Raw genomic sequence first — 24,062 nt, 5'->3', positions numbered from 1 at the left:
GGCCCGCGTGTCGCCGGCCTGTCAGCGTGCAAAAAGCTGCGCGAGTACCATGTTGGCATGAGCCGACATCTGACCATCCTCACCGGCGCTTCGCGTGGCATGGGCCTCGCGATGGCGCAGCAACTCCTCCAACCCACCGACACCTTGCTGTGCATTTCGCGCGGCGAAGCGCCCGCCTTGCAGGACGCGGCCGACGCTGTCGGTTGCACGCTGCTGCAGTGGCAGCAGGACCTGACCGACGGCGCAGGCGCCGCAGCGCGATTGCGCGAATGGCTGCAACGCAAGTCGCTCGACGACTTTGGCAGCGCCACCCTGATCAACAACGCCGGGGTATTGCCGCGCATTGCCCCCTTGTCGGAGAGCGACGCCGGCGAGTTGACCAAGGCCCTGCGCGTCGGGCTGGAAGCGCCCATGCTGCTTACCAGCGCCTTCCTCGGAGAAACCGAGCATTGGCTGGTGCCGCGCAAGGTACTGAATATTTCCTCAGGGCTGGGCCGGCGCGCCATGGCATCGCAGTCGGCGTACTGCGCGGCCAAGGCGGGCATGGACCACTTCACGCGCTGCGCGGCGCTGGACGAAGCGCAAAAGGCGCACGGCGCAAAGATCTGTTCGCTGGCGCCGGGCGTGATCGACACCGACATGCAGGTGCAGCTGCGCAGCACCGACCCGGCGCTGTTTCCCGACGCAGAGAACTTCGCTCAGATGAAAACGGCAGGCAGCCTTACCACACCCAGCGAGGCCGCCGCCCGCGTGCTGGCCTATCTGAAGCGCGAGGACTTCGGCCTGCATCCCGTGGCGGATGTACGCGACGCATGATGGATTGCTATTAAATTAGTAGCTTCTTACGTATGCCAGATAAGCGCTAGAGCCCATTTTTACCCTATTTTTGTTACCAGGAGTACCCCATGTCCCGTGAAGTCGTCGTCGTCAGCGCAGTGCGCACCGCCATTGGTACCTTTGGCGGGAGCCTGAAAGATGTGCCCCCACCGAGTTGGGCGCGCTGGTTGTGCGTGAGTCGCTCGCGCGCGCCAAGGTCGAGGGCAAGGACGTGGGCCATGTCGTCTTCGGCCACGTCGTCAACACCGAGCCCAAGGACATGTACCTCTCGCGCGTCGCCGCCATCAACGGTGGCTGCGGCGAAGGCACGCCGGCGTTCAACGTCAACCGCCTGTGCGGCTCCGGCCTGCAGGCCATCGTCAGCGCCAGCCAGGCGATTTTGCTGGGTGATACCGACATCGCCATTGGTGCCGGTGCCGAGAACATGAGCCGCGCGCCCTACGCCAGCCTGGCGACGCGCTTTGGCGCGCGCATGGGCGACACCAAGCTGATCGACATGATGATGGGCGCGCTGCACGACCCGTTCGAGAACATTCACATGGGCGTGACGGCCGAGAACATTGCCGCCAAGTGGGGCATCACGCGCGAAGACCAGGACAAGCTGGCGGTCGAGAGCCACAACCGGGCCGAGCGCGCCACGCAGAACGGCCTCTTCAAGGACCAGATCGTCCCGGTCACGCTCAAGAGCCGTAAGGGCGATGTGCAGTACGCCACCGACGAGCATTTCCGCCCCGGCGCCACCGTTGAAGACCTGGCCAAGCTCAAGCCGGTGTTCCTGAAAGAAAACGGCACGGTGACCGCCGGCAACGCCTCGGGCATCAACGACGCCGCTGCGGCCGTGGTGCTGATGGAGGCCGGCGCCGCCAAGGCGCGGGGCCTGGCGCCTATGGCGCGCCTGGTGGCCTATGCGCATGCGGGTGTGGACCCCAAGTACATGGGCATTGGCCCCGTGCCGGCGACGCAACTCGCTCTCAAGCGCGCCGGCCTCACGGCGGCCGACCTGGACGTGATCGAGGCCAACGAAGCCTTTGCCGCCCAGGCCTGCGCTGTCACGCGCGACCTCGGGCTGGACCCGGCCAAGGTCAACCCCAACGGCTCGGGCATTTCGCTCGGCCACCCGATTGGCGCCACCGGCGCGCTGCTTACCGTGAAAGCGGTGTACGAATTGCAGCGCATTCAGGGCCGCTACGCGCTGGTCACCATGTGCATTGGCGGCGGCCAGGGGATTGCAGCGATCTTCGAACGGGTCTGAGCGCTCCCTGCGTGCCGGCCCGCCCTTCTCCAGACGCGCCGCCCGAGAGCCTGCGCGGCCCACGCATCATTGCGCTGGTGGCCTTGCTGTCGGTGCTGGCGTTGCTGTATGCGGCATTTGTCTCTCGCGCCCAGCCGGCGCGCCTCTTGCCCCTTCCCACAGGCGTCTCTGCGGCAGCGCCGTCGCAGGCCCAGGAAGCCAGTGTAGTGCTGGCCGGAGGGTGCTTCTGGGGCGTGCAGGCGGTGTTTCAGCACACGCGCGGCGTGCTGAGCGCAGTTTCTGGCTATGCGGGCGGCGAAGCAAGCCAGGCCAACTACCCGGCAGTCAGTTCTGGAAATTCAGGCCATGCCGAAGCGGTGCAGGTGCGGTACGACCCGCGCGAAATCACGTTGGGCGAAATTCTTCAGGTGTTCTTCTCGGTAGCGCACGATCCGACAGAGCAAGGCCGCCAAGGCCCGGATTTCGGCCCCCAGTACCGCTCCGCCGTGTTCTATGAGAGCACCGAGCAGCGCGATCTGGCGCAAACCTATATCGCACAGCTCGATGCCACGGGCCTCCTGAGCGCGCCCATTGCAACGGAAGTCACGGCACTCACCCGGTTTTATCGCGCCGAGCCGGGGCACCAGGATTACGCCGCGCGCAATCCGAACACCATCTACATCACCACCTATGACGCCCCCAAACTGCGCAATCTGCAGACCTTGCTGCCCGAACGCTACCGTGAGGAGCCCGTGTTGGTGTTGAAATAGAAAACGGCGCCAAGAGCGCCGTTTCTTTTTGGGATCAGCGAGCCGTATCAGCTGCGCACCACCAGGACCGGCACATGTACTACGCCCAGCACGCGCTGCGTGACGCTGCCCAGCATGAGTTTTTCCAGACCACGGCGTCCGTGCGAGCCCATGACCACCAGGTCAGCCCCGGTGTTCTCCAGCGCACGCACGATGCCTTCGTGCACCGCGTGGCCCTCGCCCAGAACCGTTTCCACCGTGACGCCCACCGCCTGCATGGCACGCTTGGCCGCATCCAGCGCGGTGTTGGCCTCTGCCGTGGCGGCACTGAGGTACTGCGACTGGCCGTAGGCGAAATCGGCGCCGACACCGGTGAACGGATAGGGATCGATGACGTAGAGCGCCGTCACCAGACTGCCAAAGGCCTTGGCGAGCTCGGCGGCCTTGGAAACCGCGAGCATCGCGGTGGGAGACCCGTCGATGGGAACCAGAATGTGCTTGAACATATTGTCCTCCTTGGTTGAATTCACTCGCACACAGTGTGCGTGCAGCGCTCAGTGCGCACCTTGACCGGCATCATAGGCGGGACAGGCGGGCCTGCGCTAGGCCGCGCCAAGTAGCGGACCTTGAAAACCACCGCGCCGCCAAGTCAGAACCAGGGTGTCGCGGTGGCCGCCTTCGCCCGAAGGCTGGGCAGCTGCAAGCGGCTGAATGGGCGTTGTTTCATGCACCATGCGGGCATCGTCAAGCAACAGCACAGACCACGGCTCGGTAAGCGTAAAGCGCTGTCCAGCGGGCGATGCGGCTTCAAAAATACGCGTCTCGCCGCCCTTGATGGCGTCGCGCGCCACAAGAAATACGGCCACCAGATCAACGCCGTCCCGGTGCGCGCCTTCCGGCGTGGGCCGGCCAATGCCGGACGCGGTATCGATGCGAAACTGGTGCGACTCCACGTACCAGCGCAGCGCGTCAGCATTTGGCGCAAAAACTGCATCACACAGGCTGCCAAGGTTTGTGAGTAGCGCATGCCATGCCGGCTGCGCCAGCGTGTCCTGGGCCATGGGCTCGAACCAGCGTTCAATGCCGCCGTGCAAGGCGTTGTATTCCACAGGCTGCCAGTGCGCGCGACGCGGCACGGGCACCCATGCGCCCGCCTGCACTTCGAAACAACCATGGCGCCGACTGCGATAGCGCCCGCCATCGAGCAGGTAGTTGTCGGGTGGCAAATCGTTCCAGGCGCGCGCCAGTTCGTGGAGCTCTTGCGGCGTGGCGCCAATCCAGCGAGCGAGATCGTGCCCGCTGAGCAAGGCAAAGCCCGATCTCCGCAGCTGCGCTGCTGCGTCTGCGGGGGCGCAATACGGAGGAGCAAACAGCGGCTGCACCGCAGGCCTCGCCGTTGTCATGAAAGCAACCTGGGCGCAGCCCTGCGCTGCAAACAAAATTCAAATAAAAAATGCCTTTTGCGCTTATCCATATTAGGTTTAATGCTATTCTTTAAATAGCAATTCATGGTTGCTGGAAAGAGAGAACTGGGCCAGCATTTCTTGCACAGCTGCCGGGCGGCCAAACAGATAGCCCTGCCAGGTATGGCAACCAAAGTCTGCCAGCAAGGCGCGCTGCTCCTCGGTTTCCACGCCTTCTGCGATGACCCGCAAGTCCATGCTGTGGGCCAGCGAAACAATGGTGCGCGCAATGGCGGCGTCGTTCGCATTGACGAGGATGTCGCGTACGAAACTCTGGTCGATCTTGAGCTGGTCCAGCGGCAGGCGCTTGAGGTAAGACAGGCTCGAATAGCCGGTGCCGAAATCGTCCAGAGAGAACCGCACGCCATGGGCACGCACTTGCGTCATGCGCTCGATGGCGCCTTCCGCGTCATCGAGCAGCAGCGACTCGGTGAGTTCAAGCTTGAGACGCGCAGGGTTGGCCCCGGTTTCGCGCAGCACCGTGAGCAGCTCCTCCACGAAACCGATATGCCGAAACTGCCGGGCACTGACATTCACGGCCAGCGTGAGCGGTTCGGTGTCTGGGTGGCCCGCCCACCTGGCCAGCTCGACGCATGCGCTGCGCAAAATCCAGGCACCCAGAGGCACGATGAGGCCGGTGGCCTCGGCAATGCCAATGAAGTCGTCCGGATAGATCCAGCCGCGCACCGGATGCCGCCAGCGCACCAGGACCTCGGCGCCGACGAGCTTGCCACCAGCCTCCACCTGGGCCTGGTAGTGCAGCACAAACTGCTTCTGCACCAGCGCCTCGCGCATGTCGGCCTCCAGGGCTGTGCGCTTCGCCACGGCTTCCTGGGTGCGCAGATCGAAGAAGCACAAGGTGTTGCGTCCCTGGGCCTTGGCCTCGTACATCGCGAGATCCCCGCGCTTGAGCAACTCTTCCACACTGCCTGCAGCATCAACATAAAGCGCAATACCCACACTGCAGGAGGTGTGGTGCACGCGCCCATCGAGCACGAAAACCTTGCCTAGCATTTCCAGCACGGTGCGCGCAACGGCCTCGGCCTGCCGAGCTGCCTGCGCACGGTCCGTGCTCAAGCCTTCGAGCAGCATCGCGAATTCGTCGCCTCCCAGACGCGCAACCGTATCGCTGCGGCGCCCACATTGTTCGAGTCGCTCGGCCACCTGGCGGAGCAACTCGTCGCCCGTGTCGTGGCCCAGCGTGTCGTTGAGGTCCTTGAAGTTGTCGAGATCCACGACGAGCAAGGCGCCGCCTAGGCCTCCAGTCTGGCTGTTGGCAAGACTGCGCTGCAGACGGTCGGACATCAGGCGGCGATTGGGCAGACCAGTGAGCGCATCGTAGTAAGCCAGTGTGCGAATTTCGTCCTCTGCAGCCTTGCGCTCCGAGATGTCCATCTGCGTGCTGACGTAGTGCGTGATTTCGCCTGCCGCCGAACGCACTTGGGCAATGTGGACCCAGGCCGGGTAAACCTCCCCGCCTTTGCGCTCCAACCACATTTCACCCGCCCAGTGACCGTTCTGGGCAACCGCATTCCAGACTTCGGCGTAGAACGTGGCGTCACTGCGTCCTGATTGCAACTGGCTGAGGTTCTGACCAAGGAGTTCGCCATCTGCATATCCGGTCAGGCGCAACAGAGCGCCGTTGACACGCAAAATACGCCGGTCAGGGCCTGCGATCAGCATCCCCTCCTGAGATTCAAAAATGGTGGCTGCCAGACGCAGTGATTCATCGGCGCGGCGCAGCGCGGTGATGTCGGTGGAATAACCGCAAACGCCCATGACCGCGCCCTGGCTGTCGAACAAGGGCACCTTGACAGCAAGATAGACGCGAGGCTCCCCACCGTGCTTTGCGACCGTGGTTTCCTCCACCTCAATGCGCTCGCGAGACGCAAAGACGCGCCGGTCATTTGCTTGCACGGCCTGCACCGTGGCATCGTCGAAAAAGGCGGTATCGTCCTTGCCGACAATGTCGGCCACGGCGCAACCCATCAAATCCGCTGCCTGCCGGTTGACATACTGGTAACGACAGTCGGTATCCTTGATGAACACCAGAGCACCCGCGTTGTCAAGAATGGCCGAGAGCTTTTGCTCGCTGGTCCGCACGTGCTGGGTACGCTCAGCCACCTTGCGCCGCAACACAATCACGTGCAACAGCAAAACAAGGCAAAAAAGCCCCAGCGCCAGCAAACCCCAATGCAGCCAGGGCAGCTCAAGAAGTTCGACGAATCGGGCGGGTGAATCCAAGGCTGCGGCGTTTTGCGCAAAGGCCTTCGACAGCGGCAAGAGCAAAAGCACCCCAGGCACAGCGCGAAGCTGCAGGAAATGCATCCATTTCGGGAGCAAAATCACACCACGGAACGGGGCAAGCACATGGACACCATCGTAACGAAATTTCACACCGCTTGGGCGCTGTGGGCAGGGAAGACCTGGACCGCATCGCGCCTGTGCAAAGTGCCGCTGGCGGGCAGCTATGCAAGGAGGTTATTCCATGGCACATGAACGTCGCCATTTTGTTCGCGTGCATTTTGCGGCTCCGGCACAGCTGGTGAGCGGGGACTTCACGCTGCAAGTGCAGGTGCTCGATCTGTCGCTCAAAGGCGCGCTGATCGTTCTGCCCGAAGGGGTGCGCATGAAACAAGAGTCGATATGCACCCTGACATTGCCCTTGTCCAGCGACAGCGGCCAGATCCAAATGGCTGCTCTGGTGGCCCACGTCGACGCCAGGCAGCTCGGCCTGCTGTGCACGCACTCCGACCTTGACAGCGTGACCCATCTGCGCCGTTTGATCGAACTGCAGTTAGGCGACCCGACGCTGCTGGAGCGCGATTTGGGCGAGCTGGTGGGCGCTGTCAGTTAAGGCTTGTTTTCGCTGCGGATTGCTGCACCGCCTCAGCTTCCTGCAGCGCACGCCACATCACCTTGCCACTGCCACTCTTGGGCAGGGCATCGACAAACTGGACGGCTCGAGGTGCCTTGTAGGCGGCCATGTTGTCATGGCACCAGTCCATGATGTCCTGCTCCGTTGTCTGCATATGCGAGGCACGCAGCACCACCACCGCTTTGACGCTCTCGCCTCTGTAAGGGTCACGCGTGCCGATCACACAGGCTTCCTGGATGGCGGGGTGGCGGAACATCAAGGCCTCCACCTCCGCCGGCCACACTTTGAAGCCCGACGCGTTGATCATGCGCTTGAGCCGGTCGGTCAAAAAGAAGTAGCCATCTGCGTCCACGTGCCCCAAGTCGCCGGTGCGAAAGAAGCGCTTGCCATCGAGTTCAATGAACGCTGCGGCCGTGGCCTCGGGGCGCTGCCAGTAGCCTTCAAACACTTCCGGCCCGTGCACGATGATCTCGCCCTGCTGGCCGACGCCCAGCTCCGCCAGACTGTCCGGATCGATCACACGGGCATCGGTGCTCATGAAAGGAATACCCAGGCACTGCTGCTTGGGCGCATCGGGCGGATTCGAGTGCGACGGCGCCGCCGTTTCCGTCAGGCCGTAGCCTTCCGCATAGCGCAGGCCGTACTGGTCCTGCAGACGCTGTGCCACGGCCTGTGGCATGGCGGCGCCACCGCCTCCGATATAGACCAGGCTGGAGAGATCGTAGTTGGCGAAGTTCGGACTGCCGAGCAGATCAATGATCATCGTCGGCACATTGGTCCAATTGGTGACCTTGTAGCGTGAAATCATGCGACCAGCCAGATCGCGGTCCCATCGGGGCATCAGCACCAATGTGCCGCCGCTGTAGATGGTGGCGTGCATGACGCTCACCATGCCGGTGATGTGAAACATCGGAACTGCTGCAAGCGCCACATTGCCCGACGACCCCGATCCCCAAAGACAACTGGCAACGGCGTTGTGCATGATGCTGCGGTGCAGATGCATGCAGCCTTTGGGCAGACCGGTGGTGCCGCTGGTGTAGGGAAGAACCGCCAAATCGTCGCGCCCGACAACATGCGCCGGCACAGGCGCGACGCAGGCCAGTGCATCATTCCAAGTCAGCAGCTGCCCACCAGCGAGCACCGGTGTGTCATGGTGGCGCGTCAACCATTCACGCCACGCGGCGGGCGGAGCGTCGTCGCCTTCAACCGAGCCATCGAAGGCATCGGTATAGCGCGTCACAATCAGTGTGGAAAGCCCCTGCCCCGGCGACAAAGCATTGCTGGCGGAGACAAGTTCACCAGCCAGATCGGCGGTTGTGATGGCAACGCGTGCCTGCGGATCGGTGATGTAGTGCTTGAGTTCTTCGGCCCGGTTCATCGGGTTGACCGGAACGACAACGGCGTTCGCGCGCAGTATGGCGAAATGTGCCACCACCCATTGTGGACAGTTCTGCATGCAAAGCACCACCCGATCGCCACGACCGACTCCCACCGCATGCAATTGGGCCGCCAAACGCTCGGCCCCTTCGGCCAGTTGGCGGTAGCTGGTTTCGGTGCCAAAGAAAATCAGCGCAGCCTTGTCCGGGTAGCGCCGGGCGTTGACTGCCAGGTTGTCCCAGAGCGAGGTTGCGGGGACAGCAATGGATTCGGGCAATCGCTTAGGCCAGAAAGCGTGGTGAGGGCGCATGGTGCATCTTCCTTTGGGTCGAAAGTCTATTTCGCCAACGGCAGTGAGCGCCGGGGGTTTGCCCGGAAACGCTGTCACGTGGGGGTCAGGCCTGCGTGCGCCCAGGAACGCATGGAGCCCGGTGGATATCAGGAAAGATGCAGGGCATTCGCCCCGCTTTCCAATCCATCCACACCTCGACGACGACTCATACTTGCGGTGAGCTTTTTCCATCAGGGCAACGACGCTACCGGCGCTGATGTCTTGGATCGCTCATTGTCAAAGGAGTTGAATGATGCTCGATATTTCCCAAGCCACGAGCCTGTTGCAGTCACTGGGCGTCAAAGGTTCCACTGCCTCCAAGGCCGTAGAGCAAGCGGCCAACAGCGGCTCGGGCAGCGATCCGGTCAATTTCCTGAAACAACTGCAGAGCAGCCTCGAACAGCTATCGTCGGCAGCTGCGGTGCCGGGAAACGCCGCTGTGGTACCTGACCCGCAGGCAACCTCTACGTCCAGTGCCTACAAGAGCACGCAGCAAACCTTTGCGGGCGATCCATCCGCCGCAGCCGACAAGCTCCCGTTCAAGGATCTTGAGGAGTTTCGGATCTGGGAAAAGGGATTGGGCGGTAGCTTTGCCCCAGACTACCAGGCCCCCGACTACCTGAACATGATGGGCCTCGCGCGCATGGGTGGAGATCAAGAGGCGTTCGGACGCTACACATTCTTCAAGAACAATCCGCAGTTTGCTGCCGACTACGAAGCTATACACAGTGGCGCCCTCTCCAAGTTTCCAACCGATGGATCAAGCCTGATCAAAAGCGATCTGTCCGCAATGCCCGAAGCGACCGCCTCGTACTACAAAGAGAATCCTGCTGCGTTGCGCTTGGCGGAAGGTTTCAACATGGACCCGACACTCTACAAAATGCAACTGGACGGGAAACTTGAAACCGCCAACGGCACAAACACCACCGAATGGCTGACGCAGAACAAGTGGACTTCGGACGGCGTGGTGTCCAACAACAATCGCGTCACCCTGGCACAAGCCGAATACCGAGGTTTGGACGGCAATGGCGCTGGGACCTACCGTCTTGCCAAGAGCGACCCTGTAACTGGCCTGATGGTCGACCTGAACGGGAGAAGCTACGACCCGACCACTGGCGACTTGACGGCGTGATCCCGAAAAATCTCGCAAAATTGACCGTTATTCCCATTCGATCGTCGCTGGCGGCTTGCTGCTAACGTCGTAAGTCACTCGATTGATACCGCGCACTTCGTTGATGATGCGGCCGGATACTTTTTTGAGCAGCGCGTACGGCAACTCGGCCCAGTCGGCTGTCATGAAGTCGCTGGTCTGCACGGCGCGCAGCGCCACCACGTAATCGTAGGTGCGGCCGTCGCCCATCACGCCGACGCTCTTGACCGGAAGGAAAACGGTGAAGGCCTGGCTCGTCAATTCGTACCATGACTTGTTCGTTGCGGGGTCGATGCAGTTGCGCAGTTCTTCAATGAAGATGGCATCGGCACGGCGCAGCAGATCGGCGTACTCCTGCTTTACCTCGCCCAAAATGCGCACGCCCAGGCCCGGCCCGGGAAAGGGGTGGCGATAGACCATCTCGGGCGGCAGGCCCAGGGCCACACCCAGCTCGCGCACTTCGTCCTTGAACAGATCGCGCAGGGGCTCCAGGAGCTTCAGTCCCAATTGCTCGGGCAGGCCGCCCACATTGTGGTGGCTCTTGATGGTGACCGCTTTCTTGCTCTTGGCGCCCCCCGACTCGATCACGTCAGGATAGATGGTGCCTTGCGCCAACCATTTGGCGCCCTTGACGGACGGCAGGCCGTCAACTCCAAGCCTTCCGGCGGCGCTGGCCTTGAGCTTGGCGGCTTCCTGCTTGAATACGGTCACGAATTCACCGCCAATGACCTTGCGCTTGGCTTCCGGATCTGAAACACCGGCCAGCTTGCCGAGGAACAGCTCCGCAGCGTCCACGCGGATCACCTTGGCGTGCAACTTGCCGACGAACATTTCCATGACCATATCGCCTTCATTCAAGCGAAGCAGGCCGTGATCGACAAACACGCAGGTGAGCTGGTCCCCGATGGCCCGGTGAATCAGCGCGGCGGCGACGGACGAATCCACGCCGCCCGAGAGGCCCAAAATAACCTCTTCATCGCCGACTTGTTCGCGAATCAGCGCCACCGCCTCGGCAACATGGTCGCGCATCACCCAATCGGGCGTGACCTGGCAGATTCCCAGCACGAAACGGTCGAGGATTGCCTTGCCCTGCTGCGTGTGCGTCACCTCGGGATGAAACTGCACCGCATAAAAACCGCGTGCCTCATCGGCCATCCCGGCAATGGGACAGCTGTCGGTGCTTGCCATGATTTTGAAGCCCGGTGGCAGCTCTGTGACTTTGTCGCCGTGGCTCATCCAGACGTTGAGCATGCCATGGCCGTCCTGCGTGGTGAAGTCGGCAATATCTTGGAGCAAGGCAGTGTGGCCGCGGGCACGCACCGCCGCAAAACCAAATTCGCGCTGGTGGCCGCTTTCCACCTTGCCGCCCAGTTGGTGCGCCATGGTCTGCATGCCGTAGCAGATGCCCAGCACCGGTATGCCCAGCTCGAAAACGGCCCGGGGCGCCTTGTCGGTGGTGTCTTCATAGACACTGGCGTGGCTACCAGAGAGGATGACGCCCTTGAGCATGCCGTCTGCGGCAAACTCGCGGACCCAGGCATCGGTCACGTCGCAGGGGTGTACCTCGCAGTACACATGGGCTTCGCGCACGCGGCGGGCGATGAGCTGGGTGACCTGGGAGCCGAAATCGAGAATGAGAATTTTCTGGTGCTGCATGACGGCTGACTTTTTGGCAATAAAACGATGTCGCTGTTGCAAGCGAACTCAAAACTGGCGCAGTGCCATACCCGTGGCACCGCAGATCTGGCTTTGCCAGTCTGCTGGAGCAGCCCCCTTAAGGGGGGGTGGCGCCGAAGGCGGCGCAGGGTGCTAGTCTGCCCTGTAGTTGGGCGCTTCCTTCGTGATCTGCACGTCGTGCACGTGGCTCTCGCGAATGCCGGCTGTGGTGATCTCGACGAACTCGGCCTTGTTATTCATGTCTTCAATGGTGGAGCAACCACAGTAACCCATGGCCGCGCGCACACCTCCGGCCATCTGGTAGACGATGGAGACCATGGAGCCCTTGTAGGGCACGCGGCCTTCAATACCTTCGGGCACCAGTTTGTCGGCGTTCGGGTTGCCGGTGCTCGACTCCTGAAAGTAACGGTCGGCACTGCCCTGCTGCATGGCACCAATGCTGCCCATGCCGCGGTAGCTCTTGTAGCTGCGGCCCTGGAACAGAATGACTTCGCCCGGCGCCTCTTCGGTCCCGGCAAACATGCCGCCCATCATGATGGTGCTGGCGCCTGCCGCCAAGGCCTTGGCAATGTCGCCACTGAAGCGCACGCCGCCATCGGCAATCAAAGGCACACCCGTCCCCTGGAGCGCGGTGGCCACGCTGTCGATCGCCATGATCTGGGGCACACCCACGCCAGCGACGATCCGGGTGGTGCAGATGGACCCTGGGCCAATGCCTACCTTGACGGCGTCGGCACCGGCTTCCACCAGGGCGAGTGCGGCCGAGCCAGTGGCAATGTTGCCCCCAATCACGTCCACGCCAGGGTAGTTCTGCTTGACCCAGCGCACGCGCTCGATCACGCCCTTGCTGTGACCATGGGCCGTATCCACCACGATGGCATCGACACCCGCCTTGACCAAAGCTTCGACACGCTCCTCCGTGCCCTCCCCCACGCCGACGGCCGCGCCGACGCGCAGACGGCCCGATGCGTCGCGCGCAGCGTTTGGAAAACTGGTCTGCTTGGTGATGTCCTTTACCGTGATCAAGCCCTTGAGTTCAAAGGCATCGTTGACCACGAGGATGCGCTCGAGCTTGTGCTTGTTCAGCAAAGCCTTTGCCTCGGCTGGCGATGTGCCATCCTTTTCATTGACGGTAATGAGCTTTTCGCGCGGCGTCATGATCTGGTGCACCTTGACGTCGTAGCGCGTTTCAAAACGCAGGTCGCGGCCCGTAACGATACCCACCACCTTGCCGCCATCGCACACCGGAAAACCTGAAATACCGAGCTGCTCGGACAGTTGCAGCACCTGCAGCACCGTATGCTCGGGGGTGATGACCACCGGATCGCGCACTACGCCGGACTCGTAGCGCTTGACTTTGGCCACATGGGCGGCCTGTTCCTGCGCCGTCAGGTTCTTGTGCACGATACCAATGCCGCCCTCCTGAGCGATGGCAATCGCCAGGCGCGCCTCGGTTACGGTGTCCATGGCGGCGGATACCAGCGGCAAATTAAGCCGGATATTGCGCGAAAAACGGGTGGCGAGAGAAGCGTCCTTGGGCAGGACCTGAGAATACGCTGGCACCAGCAACACGTCGTCGAAGGTGAGCGCTTTGCCTAGAAGGCGCATGTGAAAGCTCCAAAAAAACAATTGTACCTGCCGCTATTGCCCGCTCCACGAGGCACCGCTGACGCTAAACTGCAGCCATGAAGCTCTACAAACTCTGCTTGGTGGCCTTCGCCTGTGCCTGGTCTGCGGGCGCCATGGCGCAGTGGCAATGGATCGACAAGGACGGACGCAAGGTCTTTAGCGACCGCCCGCCTCCATTGGAAATCCCCGAAAAGGACATCTTGCGCCAGCCGCACCAGCGCATCGCGCCCGTTGCGCCAGTAGCAGACACACAGTCCGCGCCTTCGCCAGCGCCCAAGCCGGCCGCAGCATCGTCCGCGAAGGGCACCGACAAGCTGTTGGAAGAGCGCAAGGCCAAAGCCGAGGCCGAAGCAGAAGCCGCAAAGGCGGCCAAGGACAAGGCTGCGCAGCAAAAACTTGCTGCCGACCGCGCCGAAAACTGCACGCGCGCCAAACAGGCCAAAGCCTCGCTCGATTCAGGCCAGTTGATGAAACACACCAACGCCAAGGGCGAGCAGGTGTTTATGGACGACGCCAGCCGCGCGGTCGAGCGCAAACGGGCCCAATCCGTCATCGATTCCGACTGCAAACCCTAAGTGAAGTTTGCGAACCCGGCTACCGCCCACGCGCAAACAGGCCGGCACCCCGGCGGCCTTGCTGCACAAAGCGCTCGCGCCTGGCGACCTTGGGGTCTACGGTGAGCGCGCGGTAAATTTCCACCCGATCGCCATCGCGCAGCCCGTGCCCAAGGGGCACCACCCGGCCCCAGACGCCGGCTACCCCTCCGGCCTCACGGTCTGCCCAGCCGCAGGCGTTGAGCGCATCGATCACCTGGGCACCGGCAGGCAGATCCCCGGCCCATTCACGCACCGCGCCGGGACCGGTGCAGGCCCACACCGAGATACGCAGCTTGCCAGCCGGCGCCTGTGCATCAGCCATAGACCTGCTCGGCCCGCTTGACAAAGGCGTCCACCATGCTTGCGGCAATGCGGTCAAACACCGGCCCTACCAGCGCAGCCAGCGCTGCGTTGTCAAAGCCGTAGTCAAGCTGAAGTTTGACGCGTGCGGCACGCTCGCTGCCGTCGCCCAGGGGGTCAAAGTGCCAGTCCCCGTTGAGACGGGAAAAGGGACCCTTGACGAGCTGCATCTGTACCCGCCTGCCTACCTCATGCGTGTTGCGGGTGACAAAGGTCTGGCGAATGCCCCCCATGGAAATGCCCACCTCGGCCACCATGCTCTGCGGCGCCTGCTCCAGGACGCGCGCATGGTCACACCAGGGAAGAAATTCCGGGTACCGGTCCACTTCAGTGACCAAGTTGAACATTTCCTGCGGACTGTACCAGATCAGAACGGATTTATGGACTTGTTTCATTGACAACGGGGCAGCAGCGCGCGGCAGTTGCGCTCGCCGGCCCTGACTAGAATCGCAACTGCGCAACAACAGTGATTGTAGAGACGGCTCCCTGGCCTCCGCACTGGCGCACTACACGCACCTGATGGCTAAAAAACCCGACTCCTCTTCCCGCATCGCCGACAACAAGAAGGCCGCATACAACTACTTCTTCGAAGAACGCTACGAGGCGGGTATCGTGTTGCAAGGCTGGGAAGTCAAGGCGCTGCGCGAAGGCAAGGTGCAGCTGACCGATGGCTACGTGGTGATTCGCGAGGGTGAGCTGTATTTGATCGGATGCCAGATCAACCCACTCAAGACGGCTTCCACCCACGTCAGCCCCGAAGCGGCACGCACCAAAAAGCTGCTGCTGCACAAGGAAGAGATCAAACGCCTGATCGGCAAGGTCGAGCAAAAGGGCTTTACGCTGGTTCCCCTCAACCTCCATTGGAAAGATGGTCGCGCCAAGGTGGACATTGCCCTGGCCAAAGGCAAGGCCGAGCACGACAAGCGCGACACCATCAAAGACCGCGAAGGCAAGCGCGAGGTAGAGCGCGTCATGAAGAGCCGCAACCGGTAGCTTGCGCGAGCTGCCGGTCTCGCCAGGCGCGTGCTCGGCCTGTCGGCTGACATGGCCTGACCGCAATCGCTCCTACATTGGCGTTTTGTCTTTCAGGAGTAATTCCATGAAGCTGCTCGCACCCACCCTCTTGGCGGCCGTCCTGCTCGGGGGCTGCTCGATGATGCCGTCCCATTCCAGCAAGATGGCAGCCGACATGCCCACCCGTGCTGCGGATGGGCGCCTGATTGGTCCCACGGGCAACACGCTGTACGTTTTTTCAAAAGACGCCCCCGGCATGTCCAACTGCAACGCCCAATGCGCCGCCAACTGGCCACCACTGCCCGTCGCCAGTACCGCCAAACCCATGGGTGACTACTCCATCGTCACGCGCGCCGACGGCAGCAAGCAGTGGGCGTACCGTGGTCAGCCGCTGTACTACTTCGTCAAGGACCAGAAATCGGGTGACATGGTGGGCGATGGCGTGGGTGGAAGCTGGAAAATCGTCCGTCCCTGAACTCCCGCATTGCCTTGATTTTCCATCGCCTGGGCTGGCCGCCGCGCAATGGCGTCAGCGCAGCGCTGCAAGCGGATGGGCGTGCGCCGGCCAGGGGCTGACAAAAAACGGCGCGACCATATCGGACGTCACATCCTCAATGCGAGCGGGCGCCCAGCGGGGCGTGTGATCCTTGTCGACCGCGAGCGCGCGAATCCCCTCCAGCGTCTCACTCTGGCCAGGACGCAAGTGGAAACAATGGCGGACCATGTCGCGCTCCATGCGCAGATCATCGGCAAGCGACAGGGTGCGCGCACGCCGGATCTGCTCCAGCACCACGTGCAGCATCAAGGGCGAACGCTTGCGCAAGATGGCAGCCGTCTTGGTTTCCCATTCGCCCGCGCTGGCTTCCAGCGCGCCAACGATAGCCCCAACCGATTCCAATGAAAAATAATGGTCAATTTGGCCTCTAGCGCTTATTTCATGAGCGCTATTAGCTATTGATCTAGTAGCAACCAGATTCTTGATATCCGCGCCGCTTTTCGCGCTGCCCGAACCCAGTTCGTCCCACAAAGGTGCGAGGGCGGCCACTTCCAGCCGGGCATCTGCCAGGCCGAGCGCGAGGGCTTCGTCTGAGCCAATGGTCTCTCCAGTCAGCGCCAGCCACTCGCCGGTATGGCCGGGACAACGCGACAAAAAGTAGCCCCCGCCCACATCGGGGAACAAGCCAATGGCCGTCTCGGGCATGGCCATCCGGGTAGCGTCGGTCACCAGGCGCAGGGCGGCGCCTTGGCTGATGCCCATGCCGCCACCCATCACGATGCCGTCCATGAAGGCTACATAGGGTTTCGGGTAGGTGTGAATGAGGTGATTGAGGGCATATTCTTCTGTGAAGAAATCTTCGACGCGTGGGTCGCCCGTGCTTCCCCCCTGGTGCAAGAAGCGAATGTCGCCGCCGGCGCAGAAAGCACCGAACACGCCCTCTTTGTTGCTGCCGCGTATTGCAACCGCCACCACTTCGGGGTCGCTGCGCCAAGCGAGCAAGGCGGTCATCAGGCCGCGCACCATGTCGAGCGTCAGGGCGTTCAATGCCCGGGGCCGGTTCAAGGTCACAAACCCTATCTTGCCCCTCACTTCACACACCAGATCCTGCGTTATCGCGTCCATGCCTGTTCCCTCCAAGCCAACCATTCGTTGAACACCAGTGCGCCGATCACCAGCGCGCCGCCCGTGAGCACGGCGGGTCCGGGGCGCTCCCCTGCTCCCCACCATGCCAGCAAAATACCGAAAATCACTTCAAGCAGCCCGAGCAAGGCCATTTCCGGGGCTTTCAGCACCCGGCCAGATTGGACAACCAGCAGACAGGGGATAGCGAGCTGCACCAGGCCGAGCAGCGCCAACAGCGCCAGGTCGTGCGTGGACGCAGCAAAGGGCCAGGCGAACGGCAGCGTGGCGAGCGCGGACAGCGCCGCGCCGATCAACACTGCGGGCATGAGATCCACCGACTCGCCCTGGCTTTGCGCATGCTGGACCACAGTCCAGTTGACAGCCGCAGCCAGCGGAATGCACAGGGCCACCAAAGTGCCGGCCAGAGGCACGTCGCGCACCTGGGTGCCGAACATCCAGGCAATACCGAGCCCCGCCAGCGCAATGGCCACCCAGGTGCGCGCAGCAATGCGGTGGCCAATGAAAATCCATGCCACCACGGCGGTGAGCAACGGGCCGCAGGCCATGGTGACCAGCACATTGGCCACAGACATCAGCGTAATGCCGACCATGAAGGCGGTGAACATCACGCTCCAGCACAAGCCGGAGAGCCACAGCGAGCGCCCACCCGAGACCAGCGGGCGCAGCGCTCCCCGGCCACGCCACGCCGGAAGCAAAACCAGCAGCGAGAGCACGGTAAATAAGCTGCGCCAGAAGGTCAGTTCAAAGCTGCGCGCATGTTCGATCTGGCGTGTCACCACGCCGGCGATGGACCAGAGAAAGGTCGCGCCCACCATGATCCAGACCGCCCGCGCATGCGTCATCGAACGCGCGCGCAGACCGGTCAATACCGGCTCGGGGACTGCACCGGTGGACACGCCTTATTCGCGGCTGGCGCGCTTGCGATCACTTTCTTTCAAGTGGCGCTTGCGCAGGCGCACCGACTTGGGCGTGATCTCGACCAGCTCGTCCTCTTCGATGAACTCGACACCGTATTCCAGCGTCAGGTCAATCGGCGGTGTGATCTTGATGGCGTCTTCCTTGCCCGAGACGCGGAAATTGGTCAGCTGCTTGGTGCGCGTGGCGTTGACCACCAAATCGTTGTCGCGGCTGTGAATGCCGACGATCATGCCCTCGTACACCGGATCGTTGGCCTTGACAAACATGCGGCCACGGTCGTCGAGCTTGCCCAGCGCGTAGGTGAAAATTTCACCGTCGTCCATGGAAATCAGCACGCCGTTCTTTCGGCTGCCGATCTCGCCCTTGTGCGGCTCATAGCTGTCGAAAATGTTGCTGATCAAACCCGAGCCGCGCGTCAGGTTCAGGAACTCGTTGGTGAAGCCAATCAGGCCGCGCGCCGGGATGCGGTATTCCAGGCGCACGCGGCCACGGCCATCGGGCTCCATGTTCACCAGCTCGCCCTTGCGCTCGCCCAGCGCCTGCATCACGCCGCCCTGGTGGGTTTCCTCGATGTCAGCAGTCACCAGCTCAATCGGCTCGTGCCGCACACCGCCCACGTCCTTGAACAGCACCCGGGGCTTGGAAACCGCCATTTCGTAGCCTTCGCGGCGCATGTTCTCCAGCAAGATGGTCAGGTGCAGCTCGCCCCGGCCCATGACTTCGAAAATGCCCTCTTCGTCGGTCTCACTGACACGCAGGGCCACGTTCGACTGCAGCTCCTTTTGCAAGCGGTCCCAAATCTGGCGGCTGGTGACAAATTTGCCTTCTCGACCAGCCAGTGGGCTGGTATTGACGCAGAAGTTCATGGTCAGCGTGGGCTCATCCACCTTGAGCATGGGCAGCGGCGAAGGGTTCGTGGTATCGGTCACCGTGACGCCGATGCCGATGTCGGTAATGCCGTTGATCAGCACGATTTCGCCCGGGCCGGCCTCCGTGGCCTGCATGCGCTCGAGGCCCTGGAAGGTGAGCACTTGATTGACGCGGCCTTTGAAGGATTTGCCGTCCGGCCCTTCCATGACAAGCACATCCATGTTCGGCTTGATGGTGCCCTGGTTGATGCGGCCGACACCAATGCGGCCCACGAAGGTGGAGAAGTCCAGCGCAGAGATCTGCAATTGCAGCGGTGCTTTCTCATCGCCTTCGTGCGCGGGAACGTGCTTGAGCACGGTTTCAAACAGCGCCGACATGTCGGGACCCCATTGCTCGCCCGGCTCGCCTTCCACCAGCGAGGTCCAGCCGTTGATGCCCGAGGCGTAGACCACCGGGAAATCGAGCTGCTCGTCGGTTGCGCCAAGCTTGTCGAACAAGTCAAACGCGGCGTTCACCACCTTGTCAGGGTTTGCGCCGGGCTTGTCCACCTTGTTGACCACCACGATGGGCTTGAGGCCCAGCGCCAGCGCCTTCTTGGTGACAAAGCGCGTTTGCGGCATCGGGCCTTCCTGCGCATCGATCAGCAGCACCACGCCGTCGACCATGGACAGCGCGCGCTCGACTTCACCGCCGAAGTCGGCGTGGCCGGGGGTATCGACGATGTTGATGTGCGTACCCTCCCAGGTCACGGCGCAGTTCTTGGCCAGAATGGTGATGCCGCGCTCACGCTCGATGGCGTTGTTGTCCATCACCGTGTCCACGACCTTCTCGTGTTCGGCGAACGTGCCCGACTGGCGCAGGAGTTGATCGACCATGGTGGTCTTGCCATGGTCCACGTGGGCAATGATGGCGATGTTGCGAATTTGCTTGTTCATATCGTTTCCAAAATGCCGGCGCTTGCGGCGCTCGGCGTGCTCTTCAAGATTTGTTCGATTTCCACCGGACTCAGCAGCCGGTCGGGGATGAGTTCGCCTGCCACGACGTGGCCTGCGCCCAGCAGCGCTGCGGGTGCCAGCCCGAACACCGCCACCGCAGGCGCATCGGGCCAGGCGCCACGGCGGCGCAGACCCGAGAGAAAGCGCCCGGCCTCGTTGGCCCCCAACTCAATGCGCGGTTGACCGCAGAGCAGCAGTTCAGTGGGCGCCAGACAGGCAATGCGGGCCTCCTCGTCCATGGCTTCCAGGGCGTCTAGGGTGACGCAAGCGGCCAGCCCCAGGCCGCCAGTTTCAATGCGGCGCAAAAAGGTCAGGTGGGCGCCACAACCGAGTGCCGCTCCGATATCTTCGCCGAGGGTGCGGATGTAGGTGCCTTTGCTGCATTTCACTACGATGTTGATAGCTGGATACGTATACGCATCAAGCGCTGGAGCCAGATTTAGCTCAAAAATTTCTACGTTACGCGGCGCGCGCTCCACCTCAATGCCCGCGCGCGCGTACTCGTACAGCGCGCGCCCGTCCTTCTTCAAGGCGCTGTGCATCGGCGGCACCTGTGCAATCGGGCCGGTGAACTGGCGCTGCACGGCCGCGAGCCGCTCGGGCGATAGCGCCTCGGGCGGCACGGGCCGCTCAGCCAGCACCTCACCCTCGGCGTCGCCCGTGCTGGTCGTCACGCCCAGGCGCGCCACCGCGTGGTACGTCTTGGGCGCGTCAAGCTGCAACTGGCTGAACTTGGTTGCCGCGCCAAAACACAGCGGCAGCACGCCAGTGGCGAGCGGGTCGAGCGTACCGGTATGGCCCGCCTTTTCGGCGCGCAACAACCACTTGGCCTTCTGCAGCGCCTGGTTGCTGGAGAGCCCCAGCGGCTTGTCGATGAGCAGCACCCCATGCACCGGGCGCCGCTGTACCCGAATGCGGGGAGCGCGCGCGGTCATTCGGTGTCTTCTTTTGAGCGCGAAGCGACGGCCTGAGCAATCAGCGCATTCATGTCCGCCGCATGCTCGGGTGTGCGGTCAAAGACGAAATGCAGCGTGGGCACCGTGTGAATGTGAAGGCGCTTGAACAGCCCCGCGCGCAAAAACCCCGCCGCCTGGTCAAGGGCTTCCTGCGTGGCCGCCGGCTCGCCCGTCAGCACGCTGTAGAACACCTTGGCATGGGCGTAATCGGGCGTCACTTCCACCGACTGAATCGTGACCATGCCGACCCGCGGATCCTTCAACTCGCGCGCGATCAACTCCGACAGATCGCGCTGGATCTGGTCGGCCACCTTGAAGGCGCGGTTGGGGGTGGAGGATTTCTTGGCTGCCATGTCAAATGAAGTTCCCTGTTGCGCTCAGCAATGCCGAAACGGCCCTGCCTGATACCAGTGCCCCCGTACAAGGGCCGCCCCGCAGTACCGGGGGCGTCCCCCTCCCGAATCGCAAAGCGATTCGAGAGAGGGGGAAGGCGCGAAGCGACTCAGGGGGTGTTTACAAAGTCCGGGCGATTTCCTTGATATCAAAGAACTCCAGCTGATCACCTTCCTTGATGTCGTTGTAGTTCTTGAGCTTGATACCGCACTCGAAGCCTTCCTTGACTTCCTTGACGTCGTCCTTGAGCCGCTTGAGCGAATCGACTTCGCCAGTGTAGATGACCACGTTGTCGCGCAGCAGACGGAACTTGGCATTGCGATGCACCATGCCCGAAGTAATGTACGAACCGGCGACGGTGCCGATCTTGGAGGCCACAAACACGGTGCGAATTTCGGCCGTGCCGATGACTTCCTCACGCTGCTCGGGAGCGAGCATGCCGGACATTGCCACCTTCAGCTCATCCACGGCGTCGTAAATGATGCTGTAGTAATGCAGATCAACGTCGTTGGCCTCGGCATGCTTGCGCGCACCGGCGTCGGCCCGTACGTTGAAACCAATGACGATGGCCTTGGAAGCAATCGCCAGGTTGATGTCGGACTCGCTGATGGCACCTACACCGGTGTACACCAACTGGACCTTGACTTCGTCGGTCGAGAGCTTGAGCAGCGACTGCGACAAGGCTTCCTGCGAACCCTGCACGTCGGCCTTGACGATGATGGGCAGCATTTTCACTTCACCCGCCGTGATGTCGGAGAACATGTTCTCCAGCTTCGCGGCTTGTTGCCGTGCCAGCTTGGTGTTGCGGAACTTGCCGGCACGGTAGGTGGCAATCTCGCGAGCCCGGCGCTCGTCGGTAAGCACCATGAATTCGTCGCCCGCCTGCGGCACTTCCGTCAGACCCTGAATTTCCACGGGGATGGACGGCCCAGCGGTCTTGGTGGTCTGACCGTTTTCGTCGAGCATGGCACGCACGCGGCCAAAAGTCTGGCCGGCCAGCACCACGTCGCCCACCTTGAGCGTACCGGACTGCACCAGCACCGTGGCCACCGGGCCGCGGCCCTTGTCGAGTTGCGCTTCGATGACCAGGCCCTTGGCCAGCGTATCCACCGTCGCCTTGAGTTCCAGCACTTCGGCCTGCAAGAGCACCTGCTCAAGCAGCGTATCGATGCCCATGCCGGTCTTGGAAGAGACCTGCACGAAGGGCGCGTCGCCGCCGTACTCTTCGGGAACCACTTGTTCAACCACCAGTTCCTGCTTGACGCGGTCGAAGTTGGCGTCCGGCTTGTCGGACTTGGTGATCGCCACCACCATGGGCACATTGGCCGCCTTGGCGTGCTTGATGGCTTCACGCGTCTGCGGCATCACGCCGTCGTCTGCAGCCACCACCAGAATCACGATGTCGGTCGCCTGCGCACCACGGGCACGCATTGCGGTGAACGCTTCGTGGCCAGGAGTGTCGAGGAAGGAGACCATGCCACGCGGCGTCTCGACGTGGTAGGCGCCAATGTGCTGCGTAATGCCGCCGGCCTCACCCGTCGCCACCTTGGTGCGGCGGATGTAGTCCAGCAGCGAGGTTTTGCCGTGGTCGACGTGGCCCATGACAGTCACCACGGGAGCACGGGAAACCAGCTCGGCGTCCTGTGCAGACGCATCGTCCTGGGAAAACGCCTCCGGGTCGTCCAGTGCCGCCACCACCGCCGTATGGCCCATTTCTTCCACGACGATCATCGCGGTGTCCTGGTCCAGCGGCTGGTTGATGGTGACCATCTGGCCCATCTTCATCAAGGCCTTGATGACTTCGGACGCCTTGATCGACATCTTGTGCGCCAGCTCGGCCACGGTAATGGTCTCGGGCACGTGCACTTCGATGCTGCGGAATTCGGCCGGCGCCGCATGGGCGTGCTGGTCCGAGCGGTCGCGGTCGTTGCCGCGCCGGCCGCCGCTGCGCGCGCCACTGCGCCACGCACTGCCGCCGCGCCCCCCGCCCGTGTCGCCACGGGTGGGAATGCCTTTTTTCTTGGCCGGATCACCTGCCCAGCTCGACGAGAGCTTGGCCGACTTCACTTCCTTGCCTGCACCGCCCGGCGCACCTGCAGTGCGCGGAGCTGCGCCCGGCGCAGCTGCCGGCTTGTGCAGTGTTCCCTTCTTGGCCTCGGCAGCGGAGCGCGGCGCCGGCTTGGGCTCTTCCGGCTTCTTGGCTACCAACACCTTGGCGGGCGTGGACATCATCGAGCGGATGGCAGCGGCCTCAGCCAGCGCCTTGCGACGGCGTTCATCCAAATCGGTAGCGCGCTCGGCCTCCTCGGCGGCGCGGGCGCGCGACTCGGCCTCGGCCTTTTCGCGCGCTTCCGTTTGTGCTGCAACGCGGGCGGCGGCTTCTGCGGCCTGCTCGCGCGTCGCTTCCTGCTTCTCGGCCGACATCTGGGCCTTCTTGCCAGCCTCTTGTGCGGCATAGGCGGCGGCGCGTTCGGCGGCTTCGCGTTCGCGCTGCTCGCGCGTTTCGCGTTCGCGTCGCTTCTCGCTCAGATCTTGCTCCTGGCGGCTGATCAGCGCGGCCTGGCGGTGCGCCTCTTCCTCACGGCGAGCCAGCTCCGCGTTGTCGCGGTCCTCGACCTGTGCAGCCTCGGCGGCTTGCGTGGATTCGGCGGCATCGTCTATCGGCCCAGCCGTCTCGACGGTCTCGTCGCGCTTGACGAAGGTGCGCTTTTTGCGTACTTCCACCTGGATGGTGCGCGCCTTGCCGGAAGCGTCGGCCTGCTTGATCTCGCTGGTAGAGCGCTTGACCAAAGTGATCTTCTTGCGATCTGCCCCTCCCATGCCGTGGCTGGCCTGAAGATGCGCGAGCAATTTTTGCTTGTCTCCCTCGGTCAGTGCGTCGGCCGCATCGGCTTTTGCGACACCGGCGGACTTGAGCTGTTCGAGCAAGACGTCAGGAGTTTTTTTGAGTTCGCTGGCGAACTCGGCGACTGTGATACTGGACATATGTGCTTGGT

The 24,062-nt window shown here is 62.6% G+C and carries 21 protein-coding genes and 1 pseudogene; 8 read left to right on the top strand and 14 right to left on the bottom strand.

Features of this window, described 5'->3' with window-relative positions; genetic code table 11:
- Window positions 1–57 precede the first annotated feature (57 nt).
- The 3 genes and pseudogenes from C6571_RS14540 (at window position 58) to msrA (ending at window position 2,838) form a co-directional block, all read left to right on the top strand.
- Window positions 58–816 carry an SDR family NAD(P)-dependent oxidoreductase gene (locus tag C6571_RS14540; protein WP_106447324.1) on the top strand — a complete coding sequence of 253 codons (759 nt, stop codon included), beginning with the start codon at window positions 58–60 and terminating at the stop codon, window positions 814–816.
- A gap of 89 nt (window positions 817–905) precedes the next feature.
- Window positions 906–2,089: pseudogene (gene bktB / locus C6571_RS14535) on the top strand (beta-ketothiolase BktB).
- 11 nt (window positions 2,090–2,100) lie between these two features.
- Window positions 2,101–2,838, top strand: a complete 738-nt coding sequence (gene msrA / locus C6571_RS14530) for a peptide-methionine (S)-S-oxide reductase MsrA (protein WP_245901299.1) — start codon at window positions 2,101–2,103, stop codon at window positions 2,836–2,838.
- Window positions 2,839–2,885: 47 nt separating this feature from the next.
- On the opposite strand, the gene C6571_RS14525 is transcribed toward msrA, so the two are convergent.
- The 3 genes from C6571_RS14525 to C6571_RS14515 all read right to left on the bottom strand — a co-directional run bounded on the left by C6571_RS14525 (window position 2,886) and on the right by C6571_RS14515 (window position 6,677).
- On the bottom strand, window positions 2,886–3,323 hold the full coding sequence (locus C6571_RS14525) for a universal stress protein (protein ID WP_106447323.1): 438 nt from the start codon (window positions 3,321–3,323) through the stop codon (window positions 2,886–2,888).
- A gap of 96 nt (window positions 3,324–3,419) precedes the next feature.
- Window positions 3,420–4,220, bottom strand: a complete 801-nt coding sequence (locus C6571_RS14520; RefSeq protein ID WP_106448261.1) for a 2OG-Fe dioxygenase family protein — start codon at window positions 4,218–4,220, stop codon at window positions 3,420–3,422.
- Window positions 4,221–4,304: 84 nt separating this feature from the next.
- Window positions 4,305–6,677: a sensor domain-containing protein gene (locus C6571_RS14515; RefSeq protein WP_245901298.1), complete on the bottom strand. Its 2,373-nt coding sequence runs from the start codon at window positions 6,675–6,677 to the stop codon at window positions 4,305–4,307.
- 91 nt (window positions 6,678–6,768) lie between these two features.
- On the opposite strand from C6571_RS14515, the gene C6571_RS14510 reads away from it, so the two are divergent.
- Entirely contained in the window at window positions 6,769–7,137 is a 369-nt protein-coding gene (locus C6571_RS14510) for a PilZ domain-containing protein (protein ID WP_106447321.1), read from the top strand.
- On the opposite strand, the gene C6571_RS14505 is transcribed toward C6571_RS14510, so the two are convergent.
- A complete protein-coding gene (locus C6571_RS14505; RefSeq protein ID WP_106447320.1) occupies window positions 7,130–8,845 on the bottom strand; it encodes a long-chain fatty acid--CoA ligase in 1,716 nt (571 codons plus the stop codon). The two genes, C6571_RS14510 and C6571_RS14505, sit on opposite strands and share 8 nt — an antisense overlap.
- A 274-nt stretch (window positions 8,846–9,119) precedes the next feature.
- Here C6571_RS14505 and C6571_RS14500 point away from each other — a divergent pair, with 274 nt between their 5' ends.
- A complete protein-coding gene (locus C6571_RS14500) occupies window positions 9,120–9,998 on the top strand; it encodes a hypothetical protein (RefSeq protein ID WP_146139339.1) in 879 nt (292 codons plus the stop codon).
- Window positions 9,999–10,025: 27 nt separating this feature from the next.
- Here C6571_RS14500 and guaA read toward each other — a convergent pair whose 3' ends face one another.
- Both guaA and guaB read right to left on the bottom strand, forming a co-directional pair.
- The gene (gene guaA, locus C6571_RS14495; protein ID WP_106447318.1) at window positions 10,026–11,672 is read right to left on the bottom strand and encodes a glutamine-hydrolyzing GMP synthase; all 1,647 of its coding nucleotides are present in this window, start codon (window positions 11,670–11,672) and stop codon (window positions 10,026–10,028) included.
- A gap of 153 nt (window positions 11,673–11,825) precedes the next feature.
- Window positions 11,826–13,301: an IMP dehydrogenase gene (gene guaB, locus C6571_RS14490; RefSeq protein ID WP_106447317.1), complete on the bottom strand. Its 1,476-nt coding sequence runs from the start codon at window positions 13,299–13,301 to the stop codon at window positions 11,826–11,828.
- Between the two features lie 77 nt (window positions 13,302–13,378).
- Here guaB and C6571_RS14485 point away from each other — a divergent pair, with 77 nt between their 5' ends.
- Window positions 13,379–13,897: a DUF4124 domain-containing protein gene (locus C6571_RS14485; RefSeq protein WP_106447316.1), complete on the top strand. Its 519-nt coding sequence runs from the start codon at window positions 13,379–13,381 to the stop codon at window positions 13,895–13,897.
- Between the two features lie 19 nt (window positions 13,898–13,916).
- Here the strand turns inward: C6571_RS14485 and C6571_RS14480 are convergent, their stop codons facing one another.
- On the bottom strand, window positions 13,917–14,240 hold the full coding sequence (locus tag C6571_RS14480) for an RnfH family protein (protein ID WP_106447315.1): 324 nt from the start codon (window positions 14,238–14,240) through the stop codon (window positions 13,917–13,919).
- Window positions 14,233–14,673, bottom strand: coding sequence for a type II toxin-antitoxin system RatA family toxin (locus C6571_RS14475; protein ID WP_106447314.1), 441 nt, complete (start codon window positions 14,671–14,673; stop codon window positions 14,233–14,235). The genes C6571_RS14480 and C6571_RS14475 overlap by 8 nt, the downstream gene beginning before the upstream one ends.
- A 124-nt stretch (window positions 14,674–14,797) precedes the next feature.
- Here C6571_RS14475 and smpB point away from each other — a divergent pair, with 124 nt between their 5' ends.
- Together smpB and C6571_RS14465 are read left to right on the top strand one after the other, a co-directional pair.
- Window positions 14,798–15,271, top strand: a complete 474-nt coding sequence (smpB, locus tag C6571_RS14470) for an SsrA-binding protein SmpB (protein ID WP_106447313.1) — start codon at window positions 14,798–14,800, stop codon at window positions 15,269–15,271.
- A 106-nt stretch (window positions 15,272–15,377) separates the two neighbouring features.
- Complete coding sequence (locus C6571_RS14465) at window positions 15,378–15,767, top strand: COG4315 family predicted lipoprotein (protein WP_106447312.1); 390 nt, start codon at window positions 15,378–15,380, stop codon at window positions 15,765–15,767.
- 54 nt (window positions 15,768–15,821) lie between these two features.
- Here C6571_RS14465 and C6571_RS14460 read toward each other — a convergent pair whose 3' ends face one another.
- From C6571_RS14460 to infB, 6 genes are all read right to left on the bottom strand, one after another.
- Window positions 15,822–16,913, bottom strand: a complete 1,092-nt coding sequence (locus C6571_RS14460; protein WP_106447311.1) for an enoyl-CoA hydratase/isomerase family protein — start codon at window positions 16,911–16,913, stop codon at window positions 15,822–15,824.
- The gene (locus C6571_RS14455; protein WP_338054280.1) at window positions 16,901–17,776 is read right to left on the bottom strand and encodes a DMT family transporter; all 876 of its coding nucleotides are present in this window, start codon (window positions 17,774–17,776) and stop codon (window positions 16,901–16,903) included. Before C6571_RS14455 ends, C6571_RS14460 begins: the two co-directional genes overlap by 13 nt.
- 57 nt (window positions 17,777–17,833) lie before the next feature.
- Window positions 17,834–19,657, bottom strand: coding sequence for a translational GTPase TypA (gene typA, locus C6571_RS14450; protein WP_106447310.1), 1,824 nt, complete (start codon window positions 19,655–19,657; stop codon window positions 17,834–17,836).
- The gene (truB, locus tag C6571_RS14445; protein ID WP_106447309.1) at window positions 19,654–20,652 is read right to left on the bottom strand and encodes a tRNA pseudouridine(55) synthase TruB; all 999 of its coding nucleotides are present in this window, start codon (window positions 20,650–20,652) and stop codon (window positions 19,654–19,656) included. Before truB ends, typA begins: the two co-directional genes overlap by 4 nt.
- Window positions 20,649–21,026, bottom strand: coding sequence for a 30S ribosome-binding factor RbfA (gene rbfA, locus C6571_RS14440; protein ID WP_106447308.1), 378 nt, complete (start codon window positions 21,024–21,026; stop codon window positions 20,649–20,651). The genes truB and rbfA overlap by 4 nt, the downstream gene beginning before the upstream one ends.
- Before the next feature lie 160 nt (window positions 21,027–21,186).
- Window positions 21,187–24,051 carry a translation initiation factor IF-2 gene (gene infB, locus C6571_RS14435; protein ID WP_106447307.1) on the bottom strand — a complete coding sequence of 955 codons (2,865 nt, stop codon included), beginning with the start codon at window positions 24,049–24,051 and terminating at the stop codon, window positions 21,187–21,189.
- Window positions 24,052–24,062: the final 11 nt, after the last annotated feature.

Origin of the sequence: Simplicispira suum, from assembly GCF_003008595.1 — a bacterium.
GTDB lineage: Bacteria > Pseudomonadota > Gammaproteobacteria > Burkholderiales > Burkholderiaceae_C > Simplicispira > Simplicispira suum.
The sequence above is the reverse complement of the archived record's forward strand: the minus strand, read 5'-3'. Positions and strand labels throughout refer to the sequence as shown.